Annotated in this window: 20 protein-coding genes, 1 other RNA gene and 1 pseudogene; 21 read left to right on the plus strand and 1 reads right to left on the minus strand. The window is 59.8% G+C overall.

From position 1 onward, the window contains the following. Positions 1–43: 43 nt before the first annotated feature. The 19 genes and pseudogenes from BM373_RS18800 (at position 44) to BM373_RS18890 (ending at position 12,453) form a co-directional block, all read left to right on the plus strand. Complete coding sequence (locus BM373_RS18800) at positions 44–877, plus strand: GPO family capsid scaffolding protein (protein ID WP_090464946.1); 834 nt, start codon at positions 44–46, stop codon at positions 875–877. Positions 878–893: 16 nt separating this feature from the next. After that, on the plus strand, positions 894–1,955 hold the full coding sequence (locus BM373_RS18805) for a phage major capsid protein, P2 family (RefSeq protein ID WP_090464948.1): 1,062 nt from the start codon (positions 894–896) through the stop codon (positions 1,953–1,955). A gap of 3 nt (positions 1,956–1,958) precedes the next feature. Further along, a complete protein-coding gene (gene gpM, locus BM373_RS18810) occupies positions 1,959–2,609 on the plus strand; it encodes a phage terminase small subunit (RefSeq protein ID WP_029740065.1) in 651 nt (216 codons plus the stop codon). Between the two features lie 93 nt (positions 2,610–2,702). Continuing rightward, positions 2,703–3,167: a head completion/stabilization protein gene (locus BM373_RS18815; RefSeq protein ID WP_090464951.1), complete on the plus strand. Its 465-nt coding sequence runs from the start codon at positions 2,703–2,705 to the stop codon at positions 3,165–3,167. Then, a complete protein-coding gene (locus BM373_RS18820) occupies positions 3,167–3,370 on the plus strand; it encodes a tail protein X (protein WP_039029574.1) in 204 nt (67 codons plus the stop codon). The genes BM373_RS18815 and BM373_RS18820 overlap by 1 nt, the downstream gene beginning before the upstream one ends. A 3-nt stretch (positions 3,371–3,373) precedes the next feature. Then, positions 3,374–3,589 carry an HP1 family phage holin gene (locus tag BM373_RS18825; RefSeq protein WP_039029573.1) on the plus strand — a complete coding sequence of 72 codons (216 nt, stop codon included), beginning with the start codon at positions 3,374–3,376 and terminating at the stop codon, positions 3,587–3,589. Beyond that, complete coding sequence (locus BM373_RS18830; RefSeq protein ID WP_090464953.1) at positions 3,570–4,085, plus strand: lysozyme; 516 nt, start codon at positions 3,570–3,572, stop codon at positions 4,083–4,085. Before BM373_RS18825 ends, BM373_RS18830 begins: the two co-directional genes overlap by 20 nt. Further along, positions 4,082–4,510, plus strand: a complete 429-nt coding sequence (gene lysB / locus BM373_RS21875) for an Rz-like lysis system protein LysB (RefSeq protein WP_090464955.1) — start codon at positions 4,082–4,084, stop codon at positions 4,508–4,510. The genes BM373_RS18830 and lysB overlap by 4 nt, the downstream gene beginning before the upstream one ends. Next, the gene (gene lysC, locus BM373_RS21750; RefSeq protein ID WP_256214695.1) at positions 4,398–4,643 is read left to right on the plus strand and encodes an Rz1-like lysis system protein LysC; all 246 of its coding nucleotides are present in this window, start codon (positions 4,398–4,400) and stop codon (positions 4,641–4,643) included. The genes lysB and lysC overlap by 113 nt, the downstream gene beginning before the upstream one ends. After that, positions 4,606–5,037, plus strand: coding sequence for a phage tail protein (locus BM373_RS18845; RefSeq protein ID WP_090464961.1), 432 nt, complete (start codon positions 4,606–4,608; stop codon positions 5,035–5,037). Before lysC ends, BM373_RS18845 begins: the two co-directional genes overlap by 38 nt. Continuing rightward, positions 5,030–5,212: pseudogene (locus BM373_RS18850) on the plus strand (phage virion morphogenesis protein); the annotation flags it as partial. The gene BM373_RS18845 and the pseudogene BM373_RS18850, both read left to right, overlap by 8 nt. Before the next feature lie 119 nt (positions 5,213–5,331). Beyond that, positions 5,332–6,504 carry a phage tail sheath protein gene (locus BM373_RS18855; protein WP_090464964.1) on the plus strand — a complete coding sequence of 391 codons (1,173 nt, stop codon included), beginning with the start codon at positions 5,332–5,334 and terminating at the stop codon, positions 6,502–6,504. Positions 6,505–6,513: 9 nt separating this feature from the next. Then, positions 6,514–7,029, plus strand: a complete 516-nt coding sequence (locus tag BM373_RS18860) for a phage major tail tube protein (RefSeq protein WP_090464968.1) — start codon at positions 6,514–6,516, stop codon at positions 7,027–7,029. Positions 7,030–7,083: 54 nt separating this feature from the next. Beyond that, a complete protein-coding gene (locus BM373_RS18865) occupies positions 7,084–7,386 on the plus strand; it encodes a phage tail assembly protein (protein ID WP_045325513.1) in 303 nt (100 codons plus the stop codon). Between the two features lie 14 nt (positions 7,387–7,400). After that, complete coding sequence (locus BM373_RS18870) at positions 7,401–7,520, plus strand: GpE family phage tail protein (RefSeq protein ID WP_007848878.1); 120 nt, start codon at positions 7,401–7,403, stop codon at positions 7,518–7,520. Then, positions 7,513–10,587, plus strand: coding sequence for a phage tail tape measure protein (locus BM373_RS18875; RefSeq protein WP_090464971.1), 3,075 nt, complete (start codon positions 7,513–7,515; stop codon positions 10,585–10,587). The genes BM373_RS18870 and BM373_RS18875 overlap by 8 nt, the downstream gene beginning before the upstream one ends. After that, complete coding sequence (locus tag BM373_RS18880; protein ID WP_076738259.1) at positions 10,584–11,069, plus strand: phage tail protein; 486 nt, start codon at positions 10,584–10,586, stop codon at positions 11,067–11,069. Before BM373_RS18875 ends, BM373_RS18880 begins: the two co-directional genes overlap by 4 nt. Then, positions 11,066–12,169 (plus strand): phage late control D family protein, encoded by a 1,104-nt coding sequence (locus BM373_RS18885; RefSeq protein ID WP_090464975.1) that lies wholly within the window; start codon positions 11,066–11,068, stop codon positions 12,167–12,169. The genes BM373_RS18880 and BM373_RS18885 overlap by 4 nt, the downstream gene beginning before the upstream one ends. 68 nt (positions 12,170–12,237) lie before the next feature. Beyond that, positions 12,238–12,453, plus strand: coding sequence for an ogr/Delta-like zinc finger family protein (locus BM373_RS18890; protein WP_072015918.1), 216 nt, complete (start codon positions 12,238–12,240; stop codon positions 12,451–12,453). A 116-nt stretch (positions 12,454–12,569) separates the two neighbouring features. Here BM373_RS18890 and ssrA read toward each other — a convergent pair. After that, positions 12,570–12,932: a transfer-messenger RNA gene (ssrA, locus tag BM373_RS18895) on the minus strand. Positions 12,933–13,506: 574 nt separating this feature from the next. Between ssrA and BM373_RS21880 the strand changes: the two genes are divergently transcribed. Beyond that, a complete protein-coding gene (locus BM373_RS21880) occupies positions 13,507–14,613 on the plus strand; it encodes a BapA prefix-like domain-containing protein (RefSeq protein ID WP_256214694.1) in 1,107 nt (368 codons plus the stop codon). Next, positions 14,610–25,814, plus strand: coding sequence for an Ig-like domain-containing protein (locus tag BM373_RS18910; RefSeq protein WP_256214696.1), 11,205 nt, complete (start codon positions 14,610–14,612; stop codon positions 25,812–25,814). The genes BM373_RS21880 and BM373_RS18910 overlap by 4 nt, the downstream gene beginning before the upstream one ends. The last annotated feature ends 13 nt before the right edge of the window (positions 25,815–25,827 follow it).

Raw genomic sequence — 25,827 nt, forward strand, 5'->3', positions numbered from 1 at the left:
AAACATAAGGCTCCAGTAAGTAATTTCTAACGGAGCATGGCTCATGACAGTGAAAGCAAAGCGTTTCCGCATCGGGGTGGAAGGTGCCACCACCGACGGACGCGAAATCCAGCGTGAATGGCTGGTACAAATGGCTGCCAGCTACAACCCTGCGGTTTATACGGCGCAAATTAACCTTGAGCACATTAAAGGCTATTCGCCGGATGGCACGTTTAAGCGTTATGGGCATGTCACCGGCTTAACCGCCGAAGAAATCACGGAAGGGCCATTAAAAGGGAAAATGGCGCTATACGCCGAAATTAACCCGTCGCCTGATCTGATTAGCCTGATTAAGCAGTGGCAAAAGCAATTCACCTCCATGGAAGTCAGCCCGAAGTTTGCCGACACCGGCAAAGCCTACCTTGTGGGGCTGGCCGCCACTGACGATCCGGCGAGCCTGGGCACCGAGATGCTGGCTTTCAGTGCCACCGCCAAACAGAACCCGCTGGCTAACCGCAAGCTAAGCCCTGAAAACCTGTTTACCGCCGCCGAAGAAACGCTGATCGAACTGGAAGAAACCCAGGACGAAAAGCCGTCCCTCTTTGCCCGCGTCACCGCGCTGTTCACCAAAAAAGAGCAGACCGATGATGCGCGTTTTTCAGACGTGCACAAAGCCGTCGAGCTGGTCGCCACCGAGCAGCAGAACCTGAGCGAGCGCACTGATAAATCCCTGTCCGACCAGGACGCGCGCATTTCTGAGCTTGAATCCTCGCTGCAGGAGCAGCAGGCCGCCTTTGCCGAGCTTCAGCAGCAGCTGAGCCGTGAAGACAGCCGTAAAGATTACCGCCAGCGCGCGCCGGGCGGTGACGCACCGGCAGGCACCCTGACCAATTGCTGATGGAGCATAAAACCCGATGAAAAAGAATACCCGCTTTGCCTTTAACGCCTATCTGCAGCAGCTGGCGCGCCTGAACCAGGTGGAAGTTGAAGAGCTTTCCAGCAAGTTCACCGTGGACCCGTCCGTGCAGCAGACGCTGGAAGACCAGATCCAGCAGTCCGCCGCTTTTCTGACGCTGATTAACATCACGCCGGTTGCGGAGCAGTCCGGCCAGCTGCTTGGCCTGGGCGTTGGCTCCACCATTGCCGGAACTACCGACACCACGACCAAAGAGCGCGAACCTACCGATCCGATGCTGATGGAAGACGTGGAATATAAATGCGAACAGACCAACTTTGACACGGTGCTGACCTACGCAAAGCTGGACCTGTGGGCGAAATTCCAGGACTTCCAGGTGCGTATCCGTAACGCCATCATCAAGCGCCAGGCGCTGGACCGCATCATGATCGGCTTCAATGGCGTGAAGCGCGCCAAAACCTCTAACCGCGCTGAAAACCCGCTGCTGCAGGACGTGAATAAGGGCTGGCTGCAGAAAATCCGCGAAGACGCGCCGGACCACGTTATGGGCAGCACCACCCAGGACGGCACCACCACGGCAGGCGCGGTGAAGGTGGGCAAGGGCGGCGACTATGCCAACCTGGACGCCGTGGTGATGGATGCGGTTAACGAGCTGATCGACGTGGTTTACCAGGATGATGACGAGCTGGTTGTCATCTGCGGCCGCGAGCTGCTGTCTGACAAGTATTTCCCGCTGGTTAACAAAGAGCAGGAAAACAGCGAGAAAATCGCCGCCGATCTGATTATCAGCCAGAAACGCATGGGCGGCCTGCAGGCGGTGCGTGCGCCGTTCTTCCCGGCCAATGCCCTGCTGATCACCCGTCTGGATAACGTGTCCATCTACTGGCAGGAGGACACCCGCCGCCGTTCTGTTATCGACAACCCGAAACGTGACCGGATTGAAAACTTCGAATCCGTCAACGAAGCGTACGTGATTGAAGACTACCGCTGCGCGGCCCTGGTCGAAAATATCGAAATCGGTGATTTCAGCGCGCCAGCTGCGCCGGAAGGTGGGGAGTAACGCATGAGCCTGAGTCCCGCACGGCAGCACCGCCTGCGCATTCAGGCCGAACAGGCCGCCCGGGAGGGCGGCAGTGTTCGCCATGCGTCCGGCTATGACCTGATGCTGCTGCAGCTGGCAGAAGACCGCCGCCGCCTTAAGGGTATTCAGTCCACCGTGAAAAAGGCGGCAATCAAGGTGGAGCTTCTGCCGAAGTATGCCGCATGGGCGGAGGGCGTGCTGGCTGCCGGAGGTGCGCAGCAGGATGACGTGCTGATGTACGTGATGCTGTGGCGTATCGATGCCGGTGATTATGCCGGTGCGCTGGAAATCGGGCGCCATGCGCTGCGCCATGGCTGGGTGATGCCGCTGGGCAACCGCAACGTGCAGACCGTTCTGGCGGAAGAAATGGCGGACGCCGCACAAAGCGCCCTGCTGGCCGCCGCCGGTTTTGATGCCGATCTGCTCCTGCAGACGCTGGAACTGACTACCGATCTGGATATGCCGGACCAGTCCCGGGCACGCCTGCACAAAGCCATCGGCGCGGTACTGACCGAAAGCAACCCGGCTTCAGCCCTTAATCACCTTACCCATGCGCTGCAGCTCGATCCCCGCTGCGGCGTGAAAAAAGAAAAGCAGCAGCTGGAGCGCAGATTGCGCAGTGACAGCCGCTAACGAACGTGCCCCGCGCACGGGCGGCACGGGGTGGCGAAAGGCACAGCCACATCAAAACCCCGTCCACCGCCCACTATTTCAGGAGAAAGCCGCATGCAGTTTATTGCGCCAGAACAGGCACCGGAACAGGCGGACGTTATTAAAAATACGCCATTCTGGCCTGATGTAAACCTGTCGGAATTTCGCAGCGTGATGCGCACTGACGGCACGGTGACGCAGCCCCGTCTGAGGCAGGTTGCGCTGACAGCCATTTCCGAAGTTAACGCTGAGCTGTACGACTTCCGCAACCGCCAGCAGATGCTGGGCTACCGGGATCTGGCTGACGTGCCGGCGGAAATGCTGGACGGCAAAAGCGAGCGCATCCAGCACTACCTGAACGCCGTGTATTGCTGGGCGCGCGCCGTGCTCAATGAGCGTTACCAGGATTATGACGCCACGGCGTCCGGGGTAAAGCGAGGGGAGGAACTGGCGGAGGCCAGCGGCGATCTGTGGCGTGATGCCCGCTGGGCTATCAGCCGGGTGCAGGATGCACCGCACTGCACGGTGGAGCTTATCTGATGAAAGTGCGTGCGCACCAGTATGACACGGTGGACGCGCTTTGCTGGCGTCATTACGGGCGCACGCAGGGTGTCACCGAGCAGGTTCTGCAGGCAAATCCGGGGCTGGCAGAGTATGGCCCTTTTTTACCGCACGGGCTGCAGGTGGAGCTGCCGGATATTCCGGCGACAACCACGGCGCAGACCGTCCAGCTATGGGACTGAATTATGACGCTTGAACGAATCAGCGCCTTTATCACGTACTGCATCGCTGTTTTGCTGGCATGGCTGGGCGATCTGTCGCTTAAGGATGCTTCAACGGTTGGCGGCGTGCTGATTGGTGTGCTGATGCTGGCTATCAACTGGTACTACAAGCACAAAACCTACCAGCTGCTGCGCGACGGGCAAATCACGCGGGGGGAATATGAATCCTTCAATCGTTAAACGCTGCCTTGTCGGGGGGGTGCTGGCTATCGCCGCCACGCTGCCCGGTTTCCAGTCGCTGAATACCTCCGTCGAGGGACTGAAGCTGTTAGCTGATTTTGAGGGGTGCCGCCTGCAGCCTTACCAGTGCAGCGCGGGTGTCTGGACTGACGGGATCGGCAACACGTCAGGCGTGGTGCCAGGTAAAACCATCACGGAACGGCAGGCGGCGCAGGGGTTAATCAGCAATGTGTTGCTGACGGAAAAAAGGCTGGATGCGTGCCTGAAGGTCAAGCCCCCGCAGCATGTTTACGATGCGCTGGTAAGCATCGGATTCAACGTGGGCACCGGCGCAATATGCCGATCCACCATGGTGTCCTACATCAACCGCCAGCAGTGGTGGCAGGCATGTAACGAGCTGCCGCGCTGGGTTTACGTCAACGGTAAGAAAAATAAAGGGCTGGAGAACCGCCGCGCGCGGGAGCTGGCATGGTGCCTTAAAGGCGCTGGCGTATGACACGTGCATTAGTAGTAGTGCTGGCGCTGACTGTTGCGGCGCTGGGCTGGCAGTCCTGGCGGCTTAACACTGCCAGCCACACCATCGAGACGCAGGGCGTGGCGCTGAAAAACAAAGCGCAGGAACTGACGAAGAAAAACAGCCAGCTGATCGGCCTGTCCATTCTGACTGAAACCAACAGCCGGGAGCAGATGCGGCTTTATGCGGCGGCGGAGCAGACCTCCGCGCTGCTGCGCAACCGTCAGCACCGGATAGAGGAACTGAAACGTGAAAATGAGGATTTGCGCCGCTGGGCTGACACTCCTTTGCCTGCTGACATTATCCGGCTGCGGGAACGTCCGGCCCTCGCCGGAGGTGCAGCTTACCGTGAGTGGCTGTCCCAGAGTGACGCAGTGCCGCCTGGAAAGGTCAGCGCCGCGCAGTAACGGCGCTCTGAATGCGGTGCTGGATGAAACGGAGGCCGCCTGGGCGGCGTGTGCTGACAAAGTGGACACGATAATTGCGTGTCAGGAGCGAGACAGTGAACAAGCCGCAGTCTTTACGCAGCGCCCTGAATAAGGCGGTGCCGTATGTCCGCAGTAACCCGGACAAACTGCACCTGTTTGTGGATAACGGCTCACTGGTGGCAACCGGGGCCAGCTCCATGTCATGGGAGTATCGCTACACCCTGAACGTGGTGATCGAGGATTTCAGCGGGGACCAGAATCTGCTGATGGCTCCCGTTCTGCTCTGGCTCACGGACAATCAGCCGGATGCCATTAATAACCCTGAGCTGCGCGAAAAGCTGTTTACCTTTGACGTGGATATTCTGCGCAATGATGTGTGCGATATCAGCCTGAACCTGCAGCTGACGGAGCGCGTGCTGGTCAGCACTGACGGGGGCGTGTCGAGCGTTGAAGCTGTGCCGGAACCGAACGTACCGGAAGAAATGTGGACGGTGAAGCATGGGTGATCTGCAGAGAGTGGATGACTGGCTGGCAGCATTGCTGGCGAATCTGGAGCCTGCCGCACGCAGCCGCATGATGCGTCAGCTGGCGCAGGAATTGCGTCGCAGTCAGCAGCAGAATATCAGGCTGCAGCGAAACCCGGACGGGAGCGGATACGAGCCGCGCCGGGTAACTGAAAAATATTATCTCCTGGCTCAGCAATCCGGGCATTGTGTAAAGCATTGCACAATGCCCGGAACGTGCAGTACAGACTAATCATCCAGATGATAGGTGCTCCCACTTAAACCGGAGACTGCCTTATGGCTCAGGATTACCACCACGGGGTGCGCGTTGTTGAAGTCAACGACGGCACCCGATCCATTTCCACGGTGAGCACTGCTATCGTGGGCATGGTCTGCACCGGCGATGATGCCGATGCGTCCATGTTTCCCCTCAATAAGCCTGTCCTGCTGACTGACGTACTGACCGCCAGCGGCAAAGCTGGGGAGTCCGGCACGCTGGCCCGCTCGCTGGATGCGATTGCCGACCAGGCAAAACCTGTGACCGTTGTCGTGCGCGTGGCACAGGGCGAAACCGAAGAAGAAACCACCTCCAACATTATCGGCGGCGTAACGGCTGAAGGGAAAAAGACGGGCATTAAGGCTCTGCTTTCTGCTCAGTCGCAGCTCGGCGTTAAGCCGCGCATTCTCGGTGTGCCCGGGCATGATACGCAGGCGGTTGCCACTGAACTGCTCAGCGTGGCGCAGAGCCTGCGCGGGTTTGCCTACGTGTCCGCCTACGGCTGTAAAACGGTGGAGGAGACTATTGCCTACCGCGACAACTTCAGCCAGCGCGAAGGGATGCTGATCTGGCCTGACTTCATCAACTTTGACACCGTGCTGAATGCGGACGCAACGGCTTACGCTACCGCCCGTGCGCTCGGCCTGCGCGCCAAAATTGACGAGCAGACAGGCTGGCACAAAACCCTGTCCAACGTGGGCGTGAATGGCGTCACCGGCATTTCTGCAGATGTGTTCTGGGACCTGCAGGACCCGGCCACTGATGCGGGCCTGCTGAACCAGAACGACGTGACCACCCTGATCCGCAAAGACGGCTTTCGCTACTGGGGCTCCCGCTGCCTCAGTGACGATCCTCTGTTTGCCTTTGAAAACTACACCCGCACGGCGCAGGTGCTGGCTGACACCATCGCTGAGGCGCATATGTGGGCGGTGGATAAGCCGCTTAACCCCTCGCTGGCCCGCGACATTATCGAAGGTATCCGCGCCAAAATGCGCAGTCTGGTGAGCCAGGGCTATCTCATTGGTGCGGACTGCTGGCTGGATGAATCCGTGAACGATAAAGACTCCCTGAAGGCCGGGAAGCTCACTATCGACTACGACTACACGCCGGTGCCACCGCTGGAAAACCTGATGCTGCGCCAGCGCATCACCGATCAGTACCTGATGAACTTTGCCAGCCAGGTCAGCGCATAAGGAGGCAGCATGGCTTTACCACGCAAGTTAAAACACCTGAACCTGTTCAACGACGGGAACAACTGGCAGGGGATCATCGAGTCCATGACCCTGCCGAAATTTACGCGCAAATATGAGAAATATCGCGGTGGTGGTATGCCCGGCGCGGTTGATGTGGACATGGGGCTGGATGACGGCGCGCTGGACACCGAATTTTCCATTGGCGGTACTGAACTGCTGCTCTTTAAGCAGATGGGTAAAACCACGGTTGACGGCATCCAGCTGCGTTTCACCGGCTCCATTCAGCGGGATGACACCGGGGAAGTGCAGGCGGTGGAGTTGGTTGTGCGCGGACGCCATAAGGAAGTGGATTCCGGCGAGTGGAAGACCGGCGAAAGCAACACCACTAAAGTCAGCAGCACCAACAGCTACGCGAAGCTGACCATTAACGGCGAAGTGCTCTATGAGGTCGATCTGGTCAACATGATTGAAATCGTTGACGGTACGGACCTGATGGAAGCGCACCGTAACGCCCTGGGCCTCTGATTAACCTTAACGGCGCGGGCTTCCGCGCCAGTAACCTCTTAACAGGAAAAGAACATGAGCGATAACCTGACTGAAAAGACCGTACAGCTGGACACCCCTATCAAGCGCGGTAAAACCGAAATCACAGAGATTGTACTGCGCAAACCGCAGTCCGGCGCGCTGCGTGGCACCCGCCTGCAGGCCATTATGGATATGGACGTGGGCGCAATGATGACCGTCATTCCGCGTATCTCCACGCCGACCCTGACGGCGCAGGAAATGGCAGAGCTGGACCCTGCCGATCTCACCGCGCTGTCCGTTGAGGTGGTAACTTTTTTGTTGAAGAAGTCGGTGCTTGCCGGTTTACCGACAGCCTGACGGTTGACGATCTGGTGGCAGATATCGCCACCATTTTTCACTGGCCGCCGTCCGTCACTGACGTTATGCCGCTGACCGAAGTGCTGGAGTGGCGGCATAAAGCGATTCAGAGAAGCGGGGCCAGCGATGAGTGACACTAACCTGCGCCTGCAGGTGATTCTAAATGCGGTTGATAAGCTCACCCGCCCATTCCGTTCTGCGCAGGCCAGCTCAAAGGAGCTGGCTACCGCCATTCAACAGAGCCGCGCCAGGCTGAAAGAGTTAGACGCTCAGGCGGGCAAAATTGATGGCTTTCGTAAATCCAGCGCGCAGCTGGCAATCACCGGTAATAACCTCAAAGCCGCGCGCGAAGAAGCGGCCAGGCTCGCCACGCAGTTTACCAGTACAAACCGCCCGACGGCGGCGCAGGCCCGTCTGCTTGAGCAGGCGAAAAACCGCGTTTCGGAACTTCAGTCCAAATACAACGGCCTGCGGCAGTCGGTCCAGAAGCAACGCCTTGCGCTGAATGAGGCCGGACTTGATACCCGTAAGCTCAGCAGCGCCCAGCGCGAGCTGCGCCAGAACGCCGACGAAACCCGGCAGGCGCTGGACCGTCAGCAGAAATCCCTTAAACGGCTCGGTGAGCAGCAGGCCAGGGTAAATGCTGTCAGGGAGCGGTATTCCCGGAGCCTTGAAGTGCGGGATCGCATCGCCGGGGCTGGGGCCACAACCTCAGCGGCAGGGCTGGCAATGGGGGCGCCGGTCGCGGCAGCAGTGAAAAGCTATGCCAGTATGGAAGACGCCATGAAAGGCGTGGCAAAGCAGGTTAACGGTCTGCGGGATGATAGCGGCAACCGTACTAAGCAGTTTTATGACATGCAGGCCGCTATCAAGGCTGCCAGCGAACAGCTCCCCATGGAGAATGGCGCTATCGACTATGCCGCACTGGTAGAAGGCGGCGCGCGCATGGGCGTGACCAATCAGGACGATCCCTACGAAGACCAGAAACGTGACCTGCTGGCCTTTGCCAGTACGGCGGCCAAAGCGGCCACGGCGTTTGAACTGCCCGCCGATGAACTGGCTGAAGGGCTGGGTAAAATCGCCAGCCTTTACAAGGTGCCGACCCGCAATATCGAGCAGCTGGGCGATGCGCTGAACTACCTGGACGATAACGCTATGTCTAAGGGCGCGGACATTATTGACGTGCTGCAGCGTATGGGTGGCGTGGCTGACCGCCTGGACTTTCGTAAGGCGGCGGCGCTTGGCTCCACATTCCTGTCATTAGGTGCGGCGCCGGAAATTGCCGCCAGTGCATCAAACGCCATGGTGCGCGAGCTGTCCATTGCCACCATGCAAAGTGACCGCTTTATGGATGGCATGGATATGCTGAAGCTCAAGCCCAGAGAGCTTGAAAAGCAGATGGCGAAGGATGCCATGGGCACCATTCTGCGGGTAATGGAGAAGGTGCAGAAGCTGCCGCAGGACAAGCGCCTGTCCGCCATGACGATGCTTTTCGGCAAGGAGTTTGGCGACGATGCCGCAAAGTTGGCTAACAACCTGCCGGAACTGCGCCGCCAGCTGCAGCTCACAGCCGGAAATAGTGCAAACGGCTCGATGCAGAAAGAGTCCGACATTAACAAGGATTCGCTTTCTGCGCAGTGGATGCTGGTAAAAGCGGGTGCGCAGAACGCCTTCAGCAGCCTGGGCGAAACGCTGCGCCAGCCGCTGATGGATATCATGGATTACCTCAAAAGCGTAACGGGTGGGCTGCGGCGCTGGATAGAAACCAACCCGGAGCTGGCAGGCACGCTGATGAAAGTTGCCGCCGCCACCGCCGCAATCACGCTGGCGCTGGGCACGCTGGCTGTTGCGGTGGCAGCGGTGCTGGGGCCGATTGCCGTGATCCGGTTTGGTTTTTCCATGCTGGGCGTAAAAACGCTTCCGTCCGTGTTCACCGCAGTTACGCGCACCGGCAGCGCGCTGTCCTGGCTGGCAAATGCACCGCTTTCCGTGCTACGTCGCGGGATGGCTTCAGCTGGCGGTGGCGCAAGTCTGCTGACTGCTCCGCTGAATGAGCTGCGGCGCTCGGCCGGGGTGGCGGGCAATGCGCTGAAGACCTTAGCCGGTGCCCCGCTTAACCTGTTACGCGCCGGAATGGCGGGTATTCGTAATGTTGTCGGTATGGTAATGAACCCCCTGGCAGCATTACGGGGCGGATTATCCGCCGCCGGTGGCGTGCTGCGCTTCCTGGTGTCCGGCCCGCTGGCATTACTTCGCGTTGCGCTTTATGGAATTTCTGGCTTGCTGGGCGCGCTGCTAAGCCCGATAGGGCTGGTTGTGGCTGCGCTGGCTGGTGTGGCGCTGGTTGTCTGGAAATACTGGCAGCCTATCAGCGCATTTCTGGGTGGCGTGGTGGAGGGGTTTAAGGCCGCCGCAGGACCAATCAGTGAAGCGTTTGAGCCCCTGCGCCCGGTGTTCGAGTGGATTGGCGATAAGGTCAGGGCACTCTGGGGATGGTTCGGCGACCTGCTGACGCCGGTCAAATCCACGACCGCCGAACTGAACAACGCGGCCTCAATGGGGCGGCGGTTCGGTGAGGCACTGGCCGAAGGCCTGAACATGGTCATGCACCCGCTGGAGTCGCTTAAATCTGGCGTGTCGTGGCTGCTTGAAAAACTCGGCATCGTCAGCAAAGAAGCGGCAAAGGCGAAGCTGCCGGAGCAGGTGGTGAAGCAGCAGCCTCCCACGGTGAACAGCGACGGGAAAGTGGTGCTGCCGCCCGGCGGCTTCCCCATGATGGGGTTTGCTGGCATGTATGACGACGGCGGCGCCATCCCGCGCGGCCAGTTTGGCATAGTCGGAGAGAATGGCCCCGAAATCGTGAACGGCCCGGCAAACGTGACCAGCAGACGGCGCACGGCGGCGCTGGCTTCGGTTGTGGCCGGAACCCTGGGCATGGCGGCGGCACCTGCAGAAGCTGCACCCCTGCATCCGTTCAGCCTTCCCGCCATGGCGTATCAACAGAGCCAGCCCGCGAAGGCGGACCGCGCACCTGCAGTGATGCGCTTTGAGACGCACGCGCCGATCACGATTTATGCGCAGCCAGGGCAGAACCCGCAGGATATTGCGCGTGAAGTTGCCCGCCAGCTCGACGAGCGCGAACGCCGCACCCGCGCGAAGGCGCGCAGCAACTACAGTGACCAGGGGGGATATGACGCATGATGATGGTGCTGGGGTTATACGTTTTCATGCTGCGCACGGTACCGTATCAGGAGCTGCAGTATCAGCGCAGCTGGCGGCACGCGGTTAACAGCCGCGTTAATCGCCGCCCGTCAACGCAGTTTCTTGGCCCGGACAACGACTCGCTGACGCTTTCCGGCGTGCTGCTGCCGGAAATCACCGGCGGCAGGCTGTCCCTGCTGGCGCTGGAGCAGATGGCAGAGCAGGGCAAGGCTTGGCCCCTGATTGAGGGCAGCGGGACGATTTACGGCATGTTTGTGATCGAGAGCCTGGGCCAGACAAAGACGGAGTTTTTCGAAAGCGGGATGCCGCGGCGGATTGAGTTCACGCTGACGCTCAAGCGGGTGGATGAATCGCTGTCTGATATGTTTGGCAGCCTGAGTGACCAGCTCAGCAACCTGAAAGACACCGCAACGTCTGCGATAGGGGATATTCAGAATACGGTTGGAGGGCTACTGCAGTGAATTTTAGTTCTGAACTCCTGAGCCTGTACGGCAGAAGTCCGGGCTTCAGTATTGTGATCGAAGGCAAGGACGTTACAACCGTGCTGGATAACCGCCTGATGGGTGTCACGCTCACTGACAACCGGGGCTTTGAAGCGGACCAGCTTGATCTGGAACTGGACGACGCGGACGGGCAGATTGTCCTGCCGCGTCGCGGTGCGGTCATTCAGTTTGCGCTGGGGTGGGAAGGGCAGCCGCTTTTCCCTAAAGGCTCGTTTACAGTGGATGAAATTGAACACAGCGGCGCACCTGATCGCCTCACCATCCGTGCCCGCAGTGCTGATTTCCGGGCAACCCTGAATATCCGCCGTGAGAAGTCCTGGCATCAGACAACCGTGGGGGAGGTTGTCAGGGAAATCGCGGCCCGCCATAACCTGAAAATGGCTATCGGGCAGGACCTGGCTGACCGGCCGCTGGATCACCTGGACCAGACAAATGAAAGTGACGCGAGTTTTCTGATGAAACTGGCGCGGCAGTACGGGGCCATAGCATCTGTCAAAGATGGCAACCTGCTGTTTATCCGGCAGGGCCAGGGGCGAACGGCAAGCGGCAAGCCGTTGCCGGTAGTGACCATCACCCGAAAGGACGGTGACGGGCACCGCTTTACTCTGGCAGACCGTGGCGCTTATACCGGGGTTATTGCCAGCTGGCTGCACACCCGGGAGCCAAAGAAAAAAGAAGTGACGAAAGTTAAGCGCCGGCGCCGGAAGAAAACCACAAAACCAAAGGAGCCGGAGGCAAAACAGGGGGACTACCTGGTGGGGACGGATGAAAACGTGCTGGTACTTAACCGGACCTACGCAAACAGGGCTAATGCTGAACGGGCGGCAAAGATGCAGTGGGAACGACTGCAGCGCGGGGTGGCGTCATTCTCGCTGCAGCTCGCAGAGGGCCGGGCCGATCTCTATACGGAAATGCCGGTAAAGGTCAGCGGCTTTAAACAGCTAATAGATGATGCGGAATGGACCATAACCACGCTGACCCACACTATCGGCCCGGATAACGGCTTTGTTACCAGCCTTGAGCTTGAAGTGAAAATAGATGATCTCGAAATGGAATGATTGGTTCTCATTATTGAATAATGGTGTATCATTATTGCGATATCAGCAAAGGTGAGGGGGAAACTATAATGATGAACTGCCCATTATGCGGACTAGCAGCACATACCCGCAGCAGTTTTCAGGTGTCCAGCGAAACTAAGGAACGCTATAACCAGTGCACTAATATCGAGTGCGGCCATACATTCGTAACGCATGAAACATTTGTTCGCTCAGTGTGCCGCCCTCAAAAAATCAGCGCAGCCCCACCTCACCCAAAAGGCATGCAGGAACAATTTGCATACTAACCCGCTAAGGCGGGTTTTTTTATGCCTGCCGTCGCCACAACCAAAACGCTGTCGCCATTTTGCCGCCACTGGCATAAAAAAAGGAGCTACGTTTTCACGTAACCCCTTGTTTTATTTGGTGGAGCTGGCGGGAGTTGAACCCGCGTCCGAAATTCCTACATCCTCGGCACTACATGCTTAGTCAGTCTTTACATTCGCTTGCCAGCTGCGGACAGACACGCCACTAACAAACTAGCCTGATTAGTTTTAACGCTTCAACCCCAGGCAGGGCATCCACGCGATCTCTTTTTGGTTTGACCTCTCTTGATCCCCGTCCTAAGAGCGGAGGCTAGGGAGAGAGGGCTCTCAGCAGGTTATTAAGCTGCTAAAGCGTAGTTTTCGTCGTTTGCGACTATTTTTTTGAGGCTTTTAACGAGGCAAACCTCCCCTCGGCATGCACCTTGGGTTTCGCAAATCCCGTCGAATCCAGAATCAGCCCCAATGTGTTAGAGACAGTATAACAGATTTATGACGCGGCACACCAGTCCATAAGGTTACAACTTTTGCATACGAATCCACTGCTTAAAGTATGAGCAATCCGCTGCTATGAGTATTTAAGCGGAGCTTAACTAATTTCGCGCCTGAATTAATAAAGAAAGACATAATTAAACAATTGCCAAAATAAGAGGATATACAATATATCGAAAGCAAATAATTACGACTTTACCCGGACTATTAAAATTACATGTAATTCCCCGTAAATACATTTAAGCAGTGCTTAATTTTCTTTGTAAATATTCAGAATATATTCTGTATCACCAAAAATTATGTTTTTTTGTGAAGTAAGAATTTGCCTAATTTGTAATTTTTGATTATATATTTTAACAAGATAAATTTGCCTGCCTGCAACGGATGGAAAATAAAATCCTTTAAAATCAATATATTAATTTTAATCTCCGATAGCTTATAGCATCAAATATCAATCCTGCCAGTTAATTTTGGTCGCTATTGTTTTATCTGCGATATATCTGTCAGGCACGTGGGAATATGCCCAAACTGCAAGAGGAATATTATATGGCTCCGTTAAATGGCCTTCCGGGATCCGTGGATATTATAAATCAGAAAACTGGCGATGTAGTGACGCAATATAGACAAAGTGCGGACCGGGTCGTTAATCTCTCGCAGACAAGCATCGTTCGGGTAAATGCTTCTCCCGAATCCGTTAATTTCTATGAACGTGAAGGAAATGACCTGATCGTCCATATGAAAGACGGGACGACAGTACGCTATCAGAGTTTCTTTGTGCTTGATGAAAATGGCCTGCACAGCGAACTGATTTTTGAAGACAATCTGGGTGCGCACCACGCTGTGTTCCCCTTTGCGGCTGAAGCCGGGCCGCTGGCGGCAGAACCTATTGTGCCTGCCATATCGGAAGTGGCGGTGGACTCGCTCATTGGCGCGGGCGGCATCTCCGGGCTGGCGGTTCTGGGCGGCCTGGCGGCAGTCGGTGGGATTGTCGGTGTGGCAGCGGCGTCCGGTGGTGGCGGAGGTGGCGGCGGTAATAATGATGACAATAACGGCGGTGGCACAAACCCGCCTGGTGGTGAAAATCCCGGCAATCCTGGAAACCCCGGTGAACCCGGCAACCCCAGCGAACCTGGAAATCCCGGCGAACCCGGTAACCCCAGTGAGCCCGGAAATCCCGGCGAGCCTGGCAATCCTGGTGAACCCGGCAACCCCGGTGTCCCCGGCGTCTCGACGCTGACGGTCGCCCCCATCGGCGACGATAACATGCTCAACCTGGAGGCCGTCTCCTTAGCCCAGGTGTTGAGCGGCAGAACCCAGGCCTCAAACGCAGGCAGCGTTATCACCATTACTATGGGCGACCGGGTCTGGACGACGGTGGTGAACAGTGACGGTTCATGGTCATTAAATTTCTCGCCGTCTGAACTGCAGGCGCTGCCGGAGGGGATAAACACTTTCTCTCTGCGCATGGTGGACTTCAGAGGACGTTTCGTTACCACTTCGCTGCGGGTGATGGTGGATACCGTTCCGCCTGATATCGAAACCACCGAATTTGTGCCGAACCAGGTCTTCGACAGTTCGCAACTGAGCGGCGATAAACTGGTGCGTGGCTATTCCAGTTCGGCAGACCAGGGCAGCACTGTGAAATCGTCCTGAATGGCAAAACCTACACGGCTTTCGTTGATGAAAACGGACGCTGGCAAACCACGATCCCGCAGGCCGATTTGCAGGCGCTCGCCAACGGCGAAACCTACACCATCAACTACACCATCACCGATCTGGCGGGGAACACCAACTCCGCCAGCACATCCTTTAGCGTTAACCTGGTCGCACCGCTGATCACCATTAACCCGCTGACCAGCGACAGCGTGCTTAACGGCGCGGAATTGCAGCTCGACCAGACCCTTTCCGGCGATACCGAAAACATCGCCCCCGGTCAGACGCTCACCATCACGTTAGGCAATCAGACCTGGTATGCGATCGTGCAGGGTGACGGGAGCTGGAGCGTGATCCTGCCGAGCGGCGATCTGCTGGCCCTGACCAACGGCAGCCAGACGGTCACGGTCAGCGGAATTGATCGCAACGGCAATCCGGTCAGCAGTACGCTGCCTATCGCGGTTGATAACACCCAGACGGGCATCGCCATCGCTATCGTCTCGTCGGATGACTATCTCAACGCCGCAGAGGTCACGCAGCCGCTGGAAGTGCGCGGTGTGACCACCGTTTTTGGCCCGGGCGTCTCGGTCATCGTGGAACTGAACGGTAAAACCTACACGGCGGTGATCGACAGCACCGGGAACTGGAGTGCGATCATTCCTCCTTCCGATCTGGCGGAGCTGCGCGATGGCCCACGGGCAATCACCGCGACGGTGACCCTCGGCACGCAAACTGCCTCCGATGAGCACATTCTGAACGTCGCCTTCAACCACGTCCCGCTGCCGGTCATTACCACTCCGTTTGTCGATGGCGTACTGAACGCGCAGGAGCGCACGCAGGAGCAGGTGGTGAGCGGCAACACCGGTGTCAGCGGCGGCGGGCAAAAAGTCTCCGTCCAGTTGGGCAGTAAAACCTATACCGGGCTGGTGGATAACGACGGGAACTGGGCGATTACGGTGCCCGCCGCCGATCTGCAACTGCTGCCGCAGGGCACGGTGCCGCTGGTGGTCAACGTCGTCGATGCCGCCGGGAACAGCGCCACGCTGCCAGGCACTACTCTGGTGGATACCCTGCCGCCGGATCTGGCGGTGCTGCCGGTCTCCGGCGATGGTCGCCTGAGCGCCGCCGATCTCAACACCGCGCAGGTGCTCAGTGGCATCTCGTCGGTGAATGAAGCGGGCCAGCCGGTGACCGTGGTGCTGAATAACAAAACCTACACCACCACCGTTGGCAGCGACGGCAACTGGCAGATCTCGCTGCCGCCTGCCGATTTGCAGGGGCTGCCGGCTGGCGTCAGCGTGGCGACCGTCACGCTGGTGGACGCTGCCGGAAACGAACGCGTGGTGCAGCAGACGGTCGATGTTAAAACCACGTCGCCAGCCGCCACCGTCACCGCCTTCGCGGGCAATAACGGGCTGGACGCAGCAGAAATCCAGACCGATCAAATCCTCCATGGAACAACCACCAATGCCGAACCGGGCAGCCGCGTCGTGGTGTCGATTGGCGGCAATACCTTACAGGCGATGGTCGGCAGCGACGGCACCTGGTCGGTGCTGATCCCGTCCGGTACGCTGCATCAGCTTGCCACGGGCGCAAATACCGTGCAGATCAGCGTCACCGATATCTACGGGCAAACCACCAACAGCACTTATCCCGTTAACGTCGATAACAGCACGTCGGCGGTGGCGATCAGCATCGTCTCCGGGAACGACTACCTTAACGATCTGGAAGCCGACGCGGATGTGACGATCAACGGCACCAGCGCCGGGCTGCCGGTGGGGACGACCGTTAGCGTTGACGTCAACAATGTCATTTACACCAGTCCGGTGGCGGCCGACGGTAGCTGGAGCATCGTGATCCCGGCGGGGGCGCTGACAGGCCTGCCGGATGGCCCGTTAGCCATTACCGCCACCGCGCCTGCCAACGGCGGCACGGTCACCGACACCCACACGCTGAATCTGATCATCAACGATCTGCCACAGGTCGCCATCAATCCGATCTTTGGCGACGGCGTGCTGAACAACACCGAACAGTTACAGGATCAGGTGATTACCGGCGGAACCGGGGTGACCGGACCGGGCCAGACGGTGAGCGTCAATCTGGGTGGCAACACCTACACCGGGGTGGTGGATCAGAACGGTAACTGGAGCGTGACCATTCCTTCCGGCGCACTCGATGACTTCACCAGCGCGGATTCGCCGCTGCCGGTGACCGTTACGGTGAGCGATATCGCGGGGAACCAGTCCACCAGCCCGGTCACCAACGTGACTATCGATACCGATGCGCCGGTGCTGACCTTCAACCCGTTTGCCACCAACGACAGCCTGAATCTGCTGGAAGCCGCCAGCGATCAAACCTTCTCCGGTATCGCCAGCGGTGCCGGGGCAAACCAGCCGGTCACCGTCGTGCTGAACGGCACCACCTATAACACGACCACCATCGCAGGCGGCGCGTGGTCGGTGTCGATCCCGGCGGCCGCACTTCAGGCGCTGCCGGACGGACAGGCGACCTTTACGGTCACCGTGACCGACCCGGCGCAGAACAGCACCACCACCACGCACACCATCGACGTTCATATCGATCCGCTTAAACAGCCGCTGCTGACCGTCAATCCTGTCGCCGGAGATAACGTTATTGACGCCGCCGAGCGCGGCGAACCGTTAACCCTGACCGGGACCGCGCTCAACGTCGAACCGGGCCAGACGGTGACGGTCGCCGTGGGCAGCGATACCTGGACCGGCACCGTGGGAGCCGACGGCAAATGGCAGGTGACCATTCCGCAGGGCGATCTCTCGGCCCTGGTTGACGGGAACTACACCGTGACGGTGAATGTCTCCGATGCGGCGGGTAACCCCGGTACGATCAGTCGTCCGTTTACCGTGGACACCACCGTCAGCGCGATTTCCATTGCGCCGCTCGGCGGGGACGACACCATCGGCGTTAACGACGTGACCGGCGGACTGACCATCAGCGGGACGTCCGTAGGGCTGGATGCGGGCGCAACCATTCTCGTCACCCTCAACGGCAAACTCTATCCGGCACAGGTCGTGGCGGGCGGCGGCTGGAGCGTCCTCGTTCCGCAGGAAGATGCCCGCGCGATTGCCGACGGTAACGTCACCCTGACCGCCTCCGCGCAGGACAGCGGCGGCGATAACGTCGTTTCTCATCATCAGTTCACCATCATCACCCACGCTCTGCCTGCGGTGGTGATGAACACGCCGTTCACCGACGGCATCGTCAACGCCAGCGAAGTGCAGACGGGCGGTACGCTTAGCGGCACCACCGGCATTAACGGAGCAGGGCAGGTGGTAACGGTGCAAATCGGCACCCAGACGCTGACCGCAACGGTGGATGCCAGTGGGATCTGGACGGTCACCGTGCCGCCGACGCTGCTCACAGGTTTGCCGGAGACAACCGTGCCGGTCGTGGTGACCGCAACGGACATCGCCGGGAACCAGACCGTACTCAACAGTTCGCTGCTGGTGGATGTCACGCCGCCGGTGCTGACCGTCGATCAGATGGCAGGCAACAATATCGTTAACAGCGCTGAAGCGGCGAACGCCATTGTGCTTACCGGCACCGCCACGCCTTACGATCCGGCGCTTCCACAGACCGTGGTAGTGCAAATCAACGGTCAGACCTATAACGCGCTGATCCAGGACGGCGGCAACTGGAGTGTGACGCTGCCTGCCGGGGCGCTGAGTGGTTTGCCGGATGGCCCGGTCAGCATGACGGTGATCGCCACCGATAACGCGGGCAACGCCACGCCGTTCAAATCCACCTTTATTCTCGATGCCTCCCCGATGAATGCGCCGCAGGTGACGGTCAATTCCATCTCCGGCGATAACTATGTCGGCGCAGGCGAAACCGGCGTGCCGCTGGTGGTGTCCGGCTCGACCACTAACGTGGAGCCGGGCAATACGGTCACGGTGACGCTGAACGGCATTAATTACACCGGGAACGTTCTGCCGGACGGGACCTGGAGCGTGCCGATCCCGGCCACCGCGCTGGCGAATGTGCCGGACGGTGCGCAGGCCATTGTCGTCACCGTCACCGACAGTTCCGGTAACGTGGACGACGCCACGCAAAACGTCACCTTTATCGCCCGTCCGGGCAGTCAGCCGACGCTGAGCATTGACAGCGTGGCCGGGGATAACCTGATCAACGACACGGAAAGCGGCCAGGATCTGACCATCACCGGTATCTCCACCAATCTGGTGCAGGGCACGCTGGTGACGGTGACGCTCGGTACGGGCACTTATACCGGGCGCATCGGGGCCGACGGCAAATGGAGCGTGCTGGTTCCGGCGGCAGACGTCGGGCAGCTTGCTGATCAGAACTGGACGGTAGAAGTCACCGCCCGCGATGTGGCGAATAACCCCGCCACCGATACGCAGGTGATCGAAGTGGACACCAGCGGGCCGCTTCTTGCTGTGGACACCACGACCGGCTTCCTGGCGGATGGCCTGATTAACGTCGGGGAATCCAGCGTCGCCCAGACCCTGAGCGGCACCGCCGACGCGGGGTCTACCGTGGTGCTGACCATCAACAACACCACCATTACGGCGATTGCCAACCAGCTGGGGGAGTGGAGCCTGAGCATTCCGGCGACGGAACTCAAGGCGCTGCCGCAGGGGACATCAACGCTCGATGTGACCGCCACCGATCCGGACGGCAACACCACCAGCGCGCCGGTCGCCATTAACGTGGGCAACCAGACGCTACCGACCATCACTATCAGCCAGACGCTGCTGCTGGCCGACGGGACCATCAATTACGCCGAAGCGCAGGCCCCGGGGCAAATCACCGGTACTGCCACCGGTCTTGAAAACCAGACCATTACGCTCTACATCGGCAACCGGAGTATTGGCACGGCCCTGGTCGGCCCGGACGGAAACTGGACGTCAAATATTGACAGTCAAATCTTCACCCAGTTTGCCGACGGGCAGTACATCATCACGGCGCAGGCCAGCGATGCCTACGCGAACCCGGCCAGCGGCAGCGTAAACGTGGAAGTGCTGCGCACGCTGCCCACCGCGGCGCTGCCTGCCACGCCGTTCACTGATGGCATTGTTAACCAGGCTGAAGCCAGTACCGGGCAGACGCTCACCGGCAGCACCGGGGTCACCGGCGGCGGTCAGACAGTGTCGCTCACCATTGCCGGAGGGGGGCTGGGTACGCCGATCGCCGTGAACGGTACGGTGGATAACAACGGTAACTGGACGGTGCAACTGCCGTCTGGCGTGCTGCAAGGCCTCGACGACGGCGATTACACCCTCGCGGTGACGGTCACCGATAAAGCCAGTAACAGCACCACCAGCCCGCCGGTAGACTTCAGCGTGCGCGCCGACGATCTGCCGATTCCGGTACTCACGCCGCCGTTCGGCAATGGCGTGCTGATTGCCAGCGAAGTCGCTGACACGACCATCAGCGGTACGACCGGCCTCGATCGCGGCGATATTCAGAGCATTCAGGTCAGCATTAACAACGGCCCGTTAATCACCATTCCGGCGGCGAACATCAGCGCCACCGGGGAGTGGACGCTGCCGGTGACGGGCACCACCCTCGGCACGCTGCCGGACGGCACTATCCCGGTGAAAATCATCGTCACCGATATCGCAGGCAACACCGTGCCGGGCGACGGCAGCTTTGTCTCCGCCATCAACAACGTGCCGGACTTCACCCTCGGGCAACTGTTTGGCGACGGCGTTCTCAACAGCGCAGAAGCCGCCGCCGGTCAGGTGCTGAGCGGCAATTCCGGAGCGACCGGAGCCGGGCAGACTGTCACCGTGACCGTCAACGGCGTGCCTTACAATACCGGGGCGACGGTCGGTGCTAACGGCGACTGGAGCGTAACCCTGCCACCTGCGGCCTTTGCCGGGCTGACTAATGGCCAGCAGCAAACCGTGGTGGTGACGGTCACTGACAGCTTCGGCAACAGTGATTCGGCCACTCAGACCTTCGTGCCGCAGACGACGCTGCCGACGCCGAGCGTGGTCAATCTGTTTGGCGGCGATGAGATCCTGAATATCAGCGAAGCCGCCGGGCCGCTGACGCTCACCGGATCTACCGGGATGACGGGCAATAATCAGTACGTCACCGTGACCATTGATGTGGGCGGCGTCACTTACATTGCCGACGTCACCGCAGGCGGGCAGTGGTCAGTCGCGCTACCGGCGGGCTCGTTGCAGGGCTTAAATCCGAACGATCCCCATGCGATCGTGGTCGTGGCGGAAGATCAGTACGGCAACACCAATGACATTACCGTGCCGTTTGAGGTGGCGTTCACCGCACCGACCGTGACGCTCACCCAGCCGCTGTTTGCAGACGGCTATCTCAACATCACGGAATCAACCGGGGCGACCAGCCTGTCGGGCACCTTCACCTCGCGGGATCCGGCGGATACCACCGTAAATGTCACCATTGGCGGTAAAACCTTTGTTGCCACCGTCGATCCTGCCGGGACATGGACGCTGGATCTGGATGCCGCAAGCTGGACAGGCGTGGCGCGCGGACCGCAGAACGTGATCGTCTCGGTCACCGATGATGCCGCCAACACCGGCAGCACCACCGCGCCTGTGGTGATCGCGCTGAACCAGCCAACGGTGAGCGTCAACGCGCCGTTTGGTAACAGCGTGCTTGATTTTAGCGAAAGCCAGCAGCTTCAGACCCTTTCCGGCAGCACCAGCAACGTCGAAGCGGGTCAGGCTATCCGGGTTACGCTGGCGGGGCAGGTCTTTACCACCAGCGTTAACCCGGACGGTACCTGGGCGCTGCAACTGACGCCGCAGCAAATGGCAACGCTCGCCAACGGCAGCGGCACGCTGCTTGTGGAAGTCAGCGACCGCGCGGGCAACAACGCCACCACCGGACCACTGGCGATCAGCGTTGATACCACGCCGCCAACGTACAGCATGACGATTTACCCGATTGCCGGGGATAACGTGCTGAACGGCACCGAGAAGAACGCGGGCACCATTACCCTCAACGGCACCTCGACCGGCTACGCCAGCGGGACACTGGTGGCGGTGACCGTCAACGGCACCGCAGTGGGTAATGCGACGGTGGATGGCGCAGGCAACTGGACACTGAATGTGCCGTCCAGCACCTTCCCGACGGACGCCACGTACACCGTGTCGGCCACCAGCCAGACCGCGCCGGGATCGGCAGCGTCTGTTTCGCTGCTGGTTGATACCACCGCGCCGACGGTACGAATCAATGCCATCGCCGGGGATGATGTGATCAACGCCAGCGAGAGCAATGGGCCGCTCACGCTTTCCGGGACGGCGAGCACCTCGGAAGCCGGGCGCAGTGTGACGGTGACCATGAACGGCAAAGTCTACTTTGCCACGGTTAACCCCGACGGCACCTGGTCCACCGTGGTACCGCAAACGGATGTGGCGGCACTGCCTAATACCAGCGTCCCGGTCGACGCGACCCTGACGGATGCGGCGGGGAACGCAGGCCTGGCGACGCGCCCGGTCAGTGTCGATCGCGATGCACCGCTGTTGCAGGTGAATGCGCTGAGTCTGCCTGCGGTACTGAACACCGTGGAAGCCACCACCGGGATGCTGGTGCAGGGGCAGGGCGATCCGGGCAATACCGTGCGCATCACGGTTGGTCCGTTGAGCTGGACCACCACCGTGGATGACAACGGCAAATGGAGCCACACCTTCCCGGAAGTGGATCTGCTCACACTCACTGACGGCGCGCAGGTGGTGAATATCACCTCCACCGATTCGGCGGGCAACGTCTCGTCGAATAACGTGGCGCTGAACGTGGCGCTGAACCAGGGCCTGGGCGTGCTGGTTAACGATGTGTTTGGCACCGACGGGGTGCTGAACGTCGCCGAATCGCTGGTCACTCAACTGCTCACCGGCCAGGTCAGCGGGGACTATCGCGGCGCGACGGTGAAAGTGACCATCGCGGGGGTGAACGTCAATATCCCTGCCTCCGTCGTCGGCCCTGACGGCCGCTTCAGCATTGAACTGCCGCCAAACCTGTGGACCGGGCTGATCCAGGACACGCTGCGCCTGAACGTGGATGTGACCGATGTGAACGGCAACACCACCAATAAGATTGTAGATGTCGGCCTGGCGCTGACCGATCTGCCGGTGATCGGCGATATTCTGGTGGGTGCCGATAAAGTCATTAACCTGCTCGACAGTACCACCAGCCAGGTCGTTTCCCTCGGCCTGAGTAATGTCGAGAACGTGGCGGCCGTGGCGGTGACCATCGCCGGGCGCACGATCCAGGGGACCCAGGATGCGCTAGGTAACTGGATCGCCACGCTGCCACCGTCGCTGCTCGGCGCGCTGCCGGATGGTACAGTCGCCCTCGGCGTGCGTGTGACTGACAAATTCGGTAACGTGATCTCGGACAGCACCAACCTGACCGTGGCGGTACAAACACAGCCGTCGGTGGTGCTCGATCCGCTGTTTGGCGACGGTATTCTGAGCATTCCTGAACTGTTAAACGGGGCGATCAGCGGCACGGCGACCGGGCTTGCAGGGCGCACCCTGAGCATTAAAGTCGGGGATACCACCGCCTTTACCACCAACGTGGATAACACCGGGAAGTGGTCGATTGCGCTGCCTGATGCAGTGAAAACGGCGTTGCAGAACCTCGGTACCGGCAATGTGGCGGTGAGCATTGAAGCCTCAGATGTGTATGGCAACGTGGCGCAGGTGGGCACGAATGTCACCCTGAATCTGCTGCGTCCGGTGCTGAATGCCGTCACCCTGTTTGGCGATGGCCTGCTCAATGCCGCAGATGCGCTGTTAACCCAGACCATTACCGGCAGCGTGGCGGCCGCGCCGACCGGCTCTACTGTTAACGTCGCCGTGGGCGGCAAAAACTTTGTCGGGCTGGTGGCGAACAACGGCACCTTTACCATTAACGTTAACCCGGCGGATCTGGTGGGGCTGGCGGACGGGACGCTGAATACCAGTGTCACCATCGTGACGCCGGACGGCAACACCTCCACCACCACCGGGCCAGCCATTAAAGTCGGCATCACCAACCTGCCGACGGTGGCGGTTAACCTTAACTCGCTGTTTGGCGGTGACGGCTACCTGAGCCGTGCGAAAGCGGATGTCGCGCAAACCATCAGCGGCGTGACCAGTCTCGCCAGCGGAACGGTGACGGTACGGGTAGGCACCGCCACCCTGACGGGCACCATCCTGAACGGGGAGTGGTCGGTCAGCGTTCCGCCTGCCGTTCTGCGCGGCCTGACGGATGGCGGTGTGACGGTCAGCGCCAGCGTGCGCGATGACGTCGGCAACCAGGGCAGCGGATCGCAACTGGTTAACGCCATTGTGAACGCGCTGCCAACGGTGACGCTGAACACACCGTTTGGTGACGGCAACCTCAGCCTGTCCGATCTGCTCGGTACGCTGGCGCTGAACGGCACCACCACCAATCTGGCGGCGGGCACAGCGCTGACAGTAACGCTGGGCGCGCTGACCTTTAACACCACGGTGAACGCCGACGGAAGCTGGCGCTTACCGGTGCCTTCGGTATCGCTGCAAGGGTTGCTGGACGGTACGCTGGCGGTGGGCGTGACGGCACGGGACGTGGCCGGTAACGTCGCCAGCACCACGCAAAATCTGGTGGTGGCGATCCAGCAGGCCCCGTCAATCCTTATCAATTCGCTGTTCGGCGACGGGGGCCTCAGCGCGGCGGATATCCTCAGCGCGCAGGTGATCACCGGGACCAGCACCAACGCCACCGGTTCGCTGGTGAACGTAACGCTGGGCGGGAAAGTCTATCAGACGCTGGTGGGCAGCGACGGCACCTGGTCTGTCTCGGTGCCGAAGGTCGATCTCAGCGCGCTGCTTGACGGCACCCTGACGGTCAACGCCAGCGTGGTGAACCCGGCGGGCAATTCCGCCAGCACCAGCGGGCTTCTGAACGTCATCACCCACAGTCTGCCGAGCGTTTCGCTGACCTCACTGTTTGGTAACGACGGCTTCCTGAACGTGGCGGAAGCGGCGGGCACCCAGACAATTACCGGGCGTATCGCGGGCGGTATTACCGACGGTTCACGCGTCGTGGTGACCCTGGGCGGCACTAACTACAACGCCACGGTGAACGCCGACGGCACCTGGTCGCTGCCGGTCAGCAGCACCACGCTGAAGGGCCTGACCAGCGGGGCGCTGAAAGTGGGCGTGGCCGTCACGGATAAAGTCGGTAACACCAACAGCACCAGCGCCGATGTGACGGTCAAACTCACCACGCCGGAGCTGTCGCTGAATGCGCTGGCGAGCCTCAACCTGGTGACGTTGCTGACGCGCGGGCTGACGCTCAGCGGTGGTTCGCGCAATCTGGGTGCGAACTCGGTGGTGCATCTCTCGCTGCTTAACGGCACGGTCAACACCACCGCCATTACCGATGCCAACGGTAACTGGTCGACGACGCTCAATCTGGGGCTGAACCTGCTTGAACTGCTCTCCCTGAGCAGCGTGGTGAACCTGTACGCCACCGATACGGCGGGTAACACCGGGTACCTTAACGTCGGGCTGGGCGGCAACATCATCTCCACCACGCCGCCTGCGACCGCAATGGCGATGTCGCTGGCAGTGGATGAGTCGAGCTTCTCGCTGCTGTCGGACAGCACCGATACCACGGTGTCGAACACCGCGCCGGCCACCACTGCGGCGCGCAGTACCCAGACCACAGAAAGTACCAGCGAAACCGCACATTCTGCCGATGACGCCTACACTATTGGAGGCGTCAGCATCACGCTGGCAGACGGCACGCAGGCCAGCGGTGAAAGCGTTGAGGGTAGTAGCGGAAACGACACTATCCATCTCTCCACGCTGGGCTTTATGCAGATCGACGGGGGAGCCGGGACCGATACGCTGGTGCTGGATGGCGTGGAGATGGTGCTCAACCTGATCGATGCCGCCACCCGGGTGCATAACGTTGAAATCATCGACCTCGGTAAATCGGGAACCAACAGCGTGACGCTGGATACCCACGAAGCGCTGAGTATTACCGACAGACCGGAAGACGATTTGATCATCAAGGGGAGCACCGGCGACAGCGTCAATCTGGTGCAGGGCAGCAACGACATCTGGGCGGTCAGCGGTCAGCGGGAAGTGGATGGCCTCCAGTTCGATGTGTATCACAACAGTTCGCAGGTCAATACGTTAGGCGATGTGCTGGTCCAGCATGGGCTGCACGTCAATATGGTCTGACGTTTTCAGGACA

Origin of the sequence: Enterobacter sp. kpr-6 (assembly GCF_900116015.1) — a bacterium.
Classification (GTDB): Bacteria; Pseudomonadota; Gammaproteobacteria; order Enterobacterales; family Enterobacteriaceae; genus Enterobacter_D.

Excerpts from the sequence above, each read along its gene's own strand:
- BM373_RS18800 (WP_090464946.1), top strand. The coding sequence starts at position 44 with ATGACAGTGAAAGCAAAGCGTTTCCGCATCGGGGTGGAAGGTGCCACC.
- BM373_RS18875 (WP_090464971.1), top strand. The coding sequence starts at position 7,513 with ATGAGTGACACTAACCTGCGCCTGCAGGTGATTCTAAATGCGGTTGAT.
- gpM (WP_029740065.1), top strand. The coding sequence starts at position 1,959 with ATGAGCCTGAGTCCCGCACGGCAGCACCGCCTGCGCATTCAGGCCGAA.
- lysB (WP_090464955.1), top strand. The coding sequence starts at position 4,082 with ATGACACGTGCATTAGTAGTAGTGCTGGCGCTGACTGTTGCGGCGCTG.
- BM373_RS18805 (WP_090464948.1), top strand. The coding sequence starts at position 894 with ATGAAAAAGAATACCCGCTTTGCCTTTAACGCCTATCTGCAGCAGCTG.
- BM373_RS18815 (WP_090464951.1), top strand. The coding sequence starts at position 2,703 with ATGCAGTTTATTGCGCCAGAACAGGCACCGGAACAGGCGGACGTTATT.
- BM373_RS18860 (WP_090464968.1), top strand. The coding sequence starts at position 6,514 with ATGGCTTTACCACGCAAGTTAAAACACCTGAACCTGTTCAACGACGGG.
- BM373_RS18855 (WP_090464964.1), top strand. The coding sequence starts at position 5,332 with ATGGCTCAGGATTACCACCACGGGGTGCGCGTTGTTGAAGTCAACGAC.
- BM373_RS18880 (WP_076738259.1), top strand. The coding sequence starts at position 10,584 with ATGATGATGGTGCTGGGGTTATACGTTTTCATGCTGCGCACGGTACCG.
- BM373_RS21880 (WP_256214694.1), top strand. The coding sequence starts at position 13,507 with ATGGCTCCGTTAAATGGCCTTCCGGGATCCGTGGATATTATAAATCAG.
- BM373_RS18830 (WP_090464953.1), top strand. The coding sequence starts at position 3,570 with ATGAATCCTTCAATCGTTAAACGCTGCCTTGTCGGGGGGGTGCTGGCT.
- BM373_RS18865 (WP_045325513.1), top strand. The coding sequence starts at position 7,084 with ATGAGCGATAACCTGACTGAAAAGACCGTACAGCTGGACACCCCTATC.
- BM373_RS18825 (WP_039029573.1), top strand. The coding sequence starts at position 3,374 with ATGACGCTTGAACGAATCAGCGCCTTTATCACGTACTGCATCGCTGTT.
- BM373_RS18820 (WP_039029574.1), top strand. The coding sequence starts at position 3,167 with ATGAAAGTGCGTGCGCACCAGTATGACACGGTGGACGCGCTTTGCTGG.
- BM373_RS18890 (WP_072015918.1), top strand. The coding sequence starts at position 12,238 with ATGATGAACTGCCCATTATGCGGACTAGCAGCACATACCCGCAGCAGT.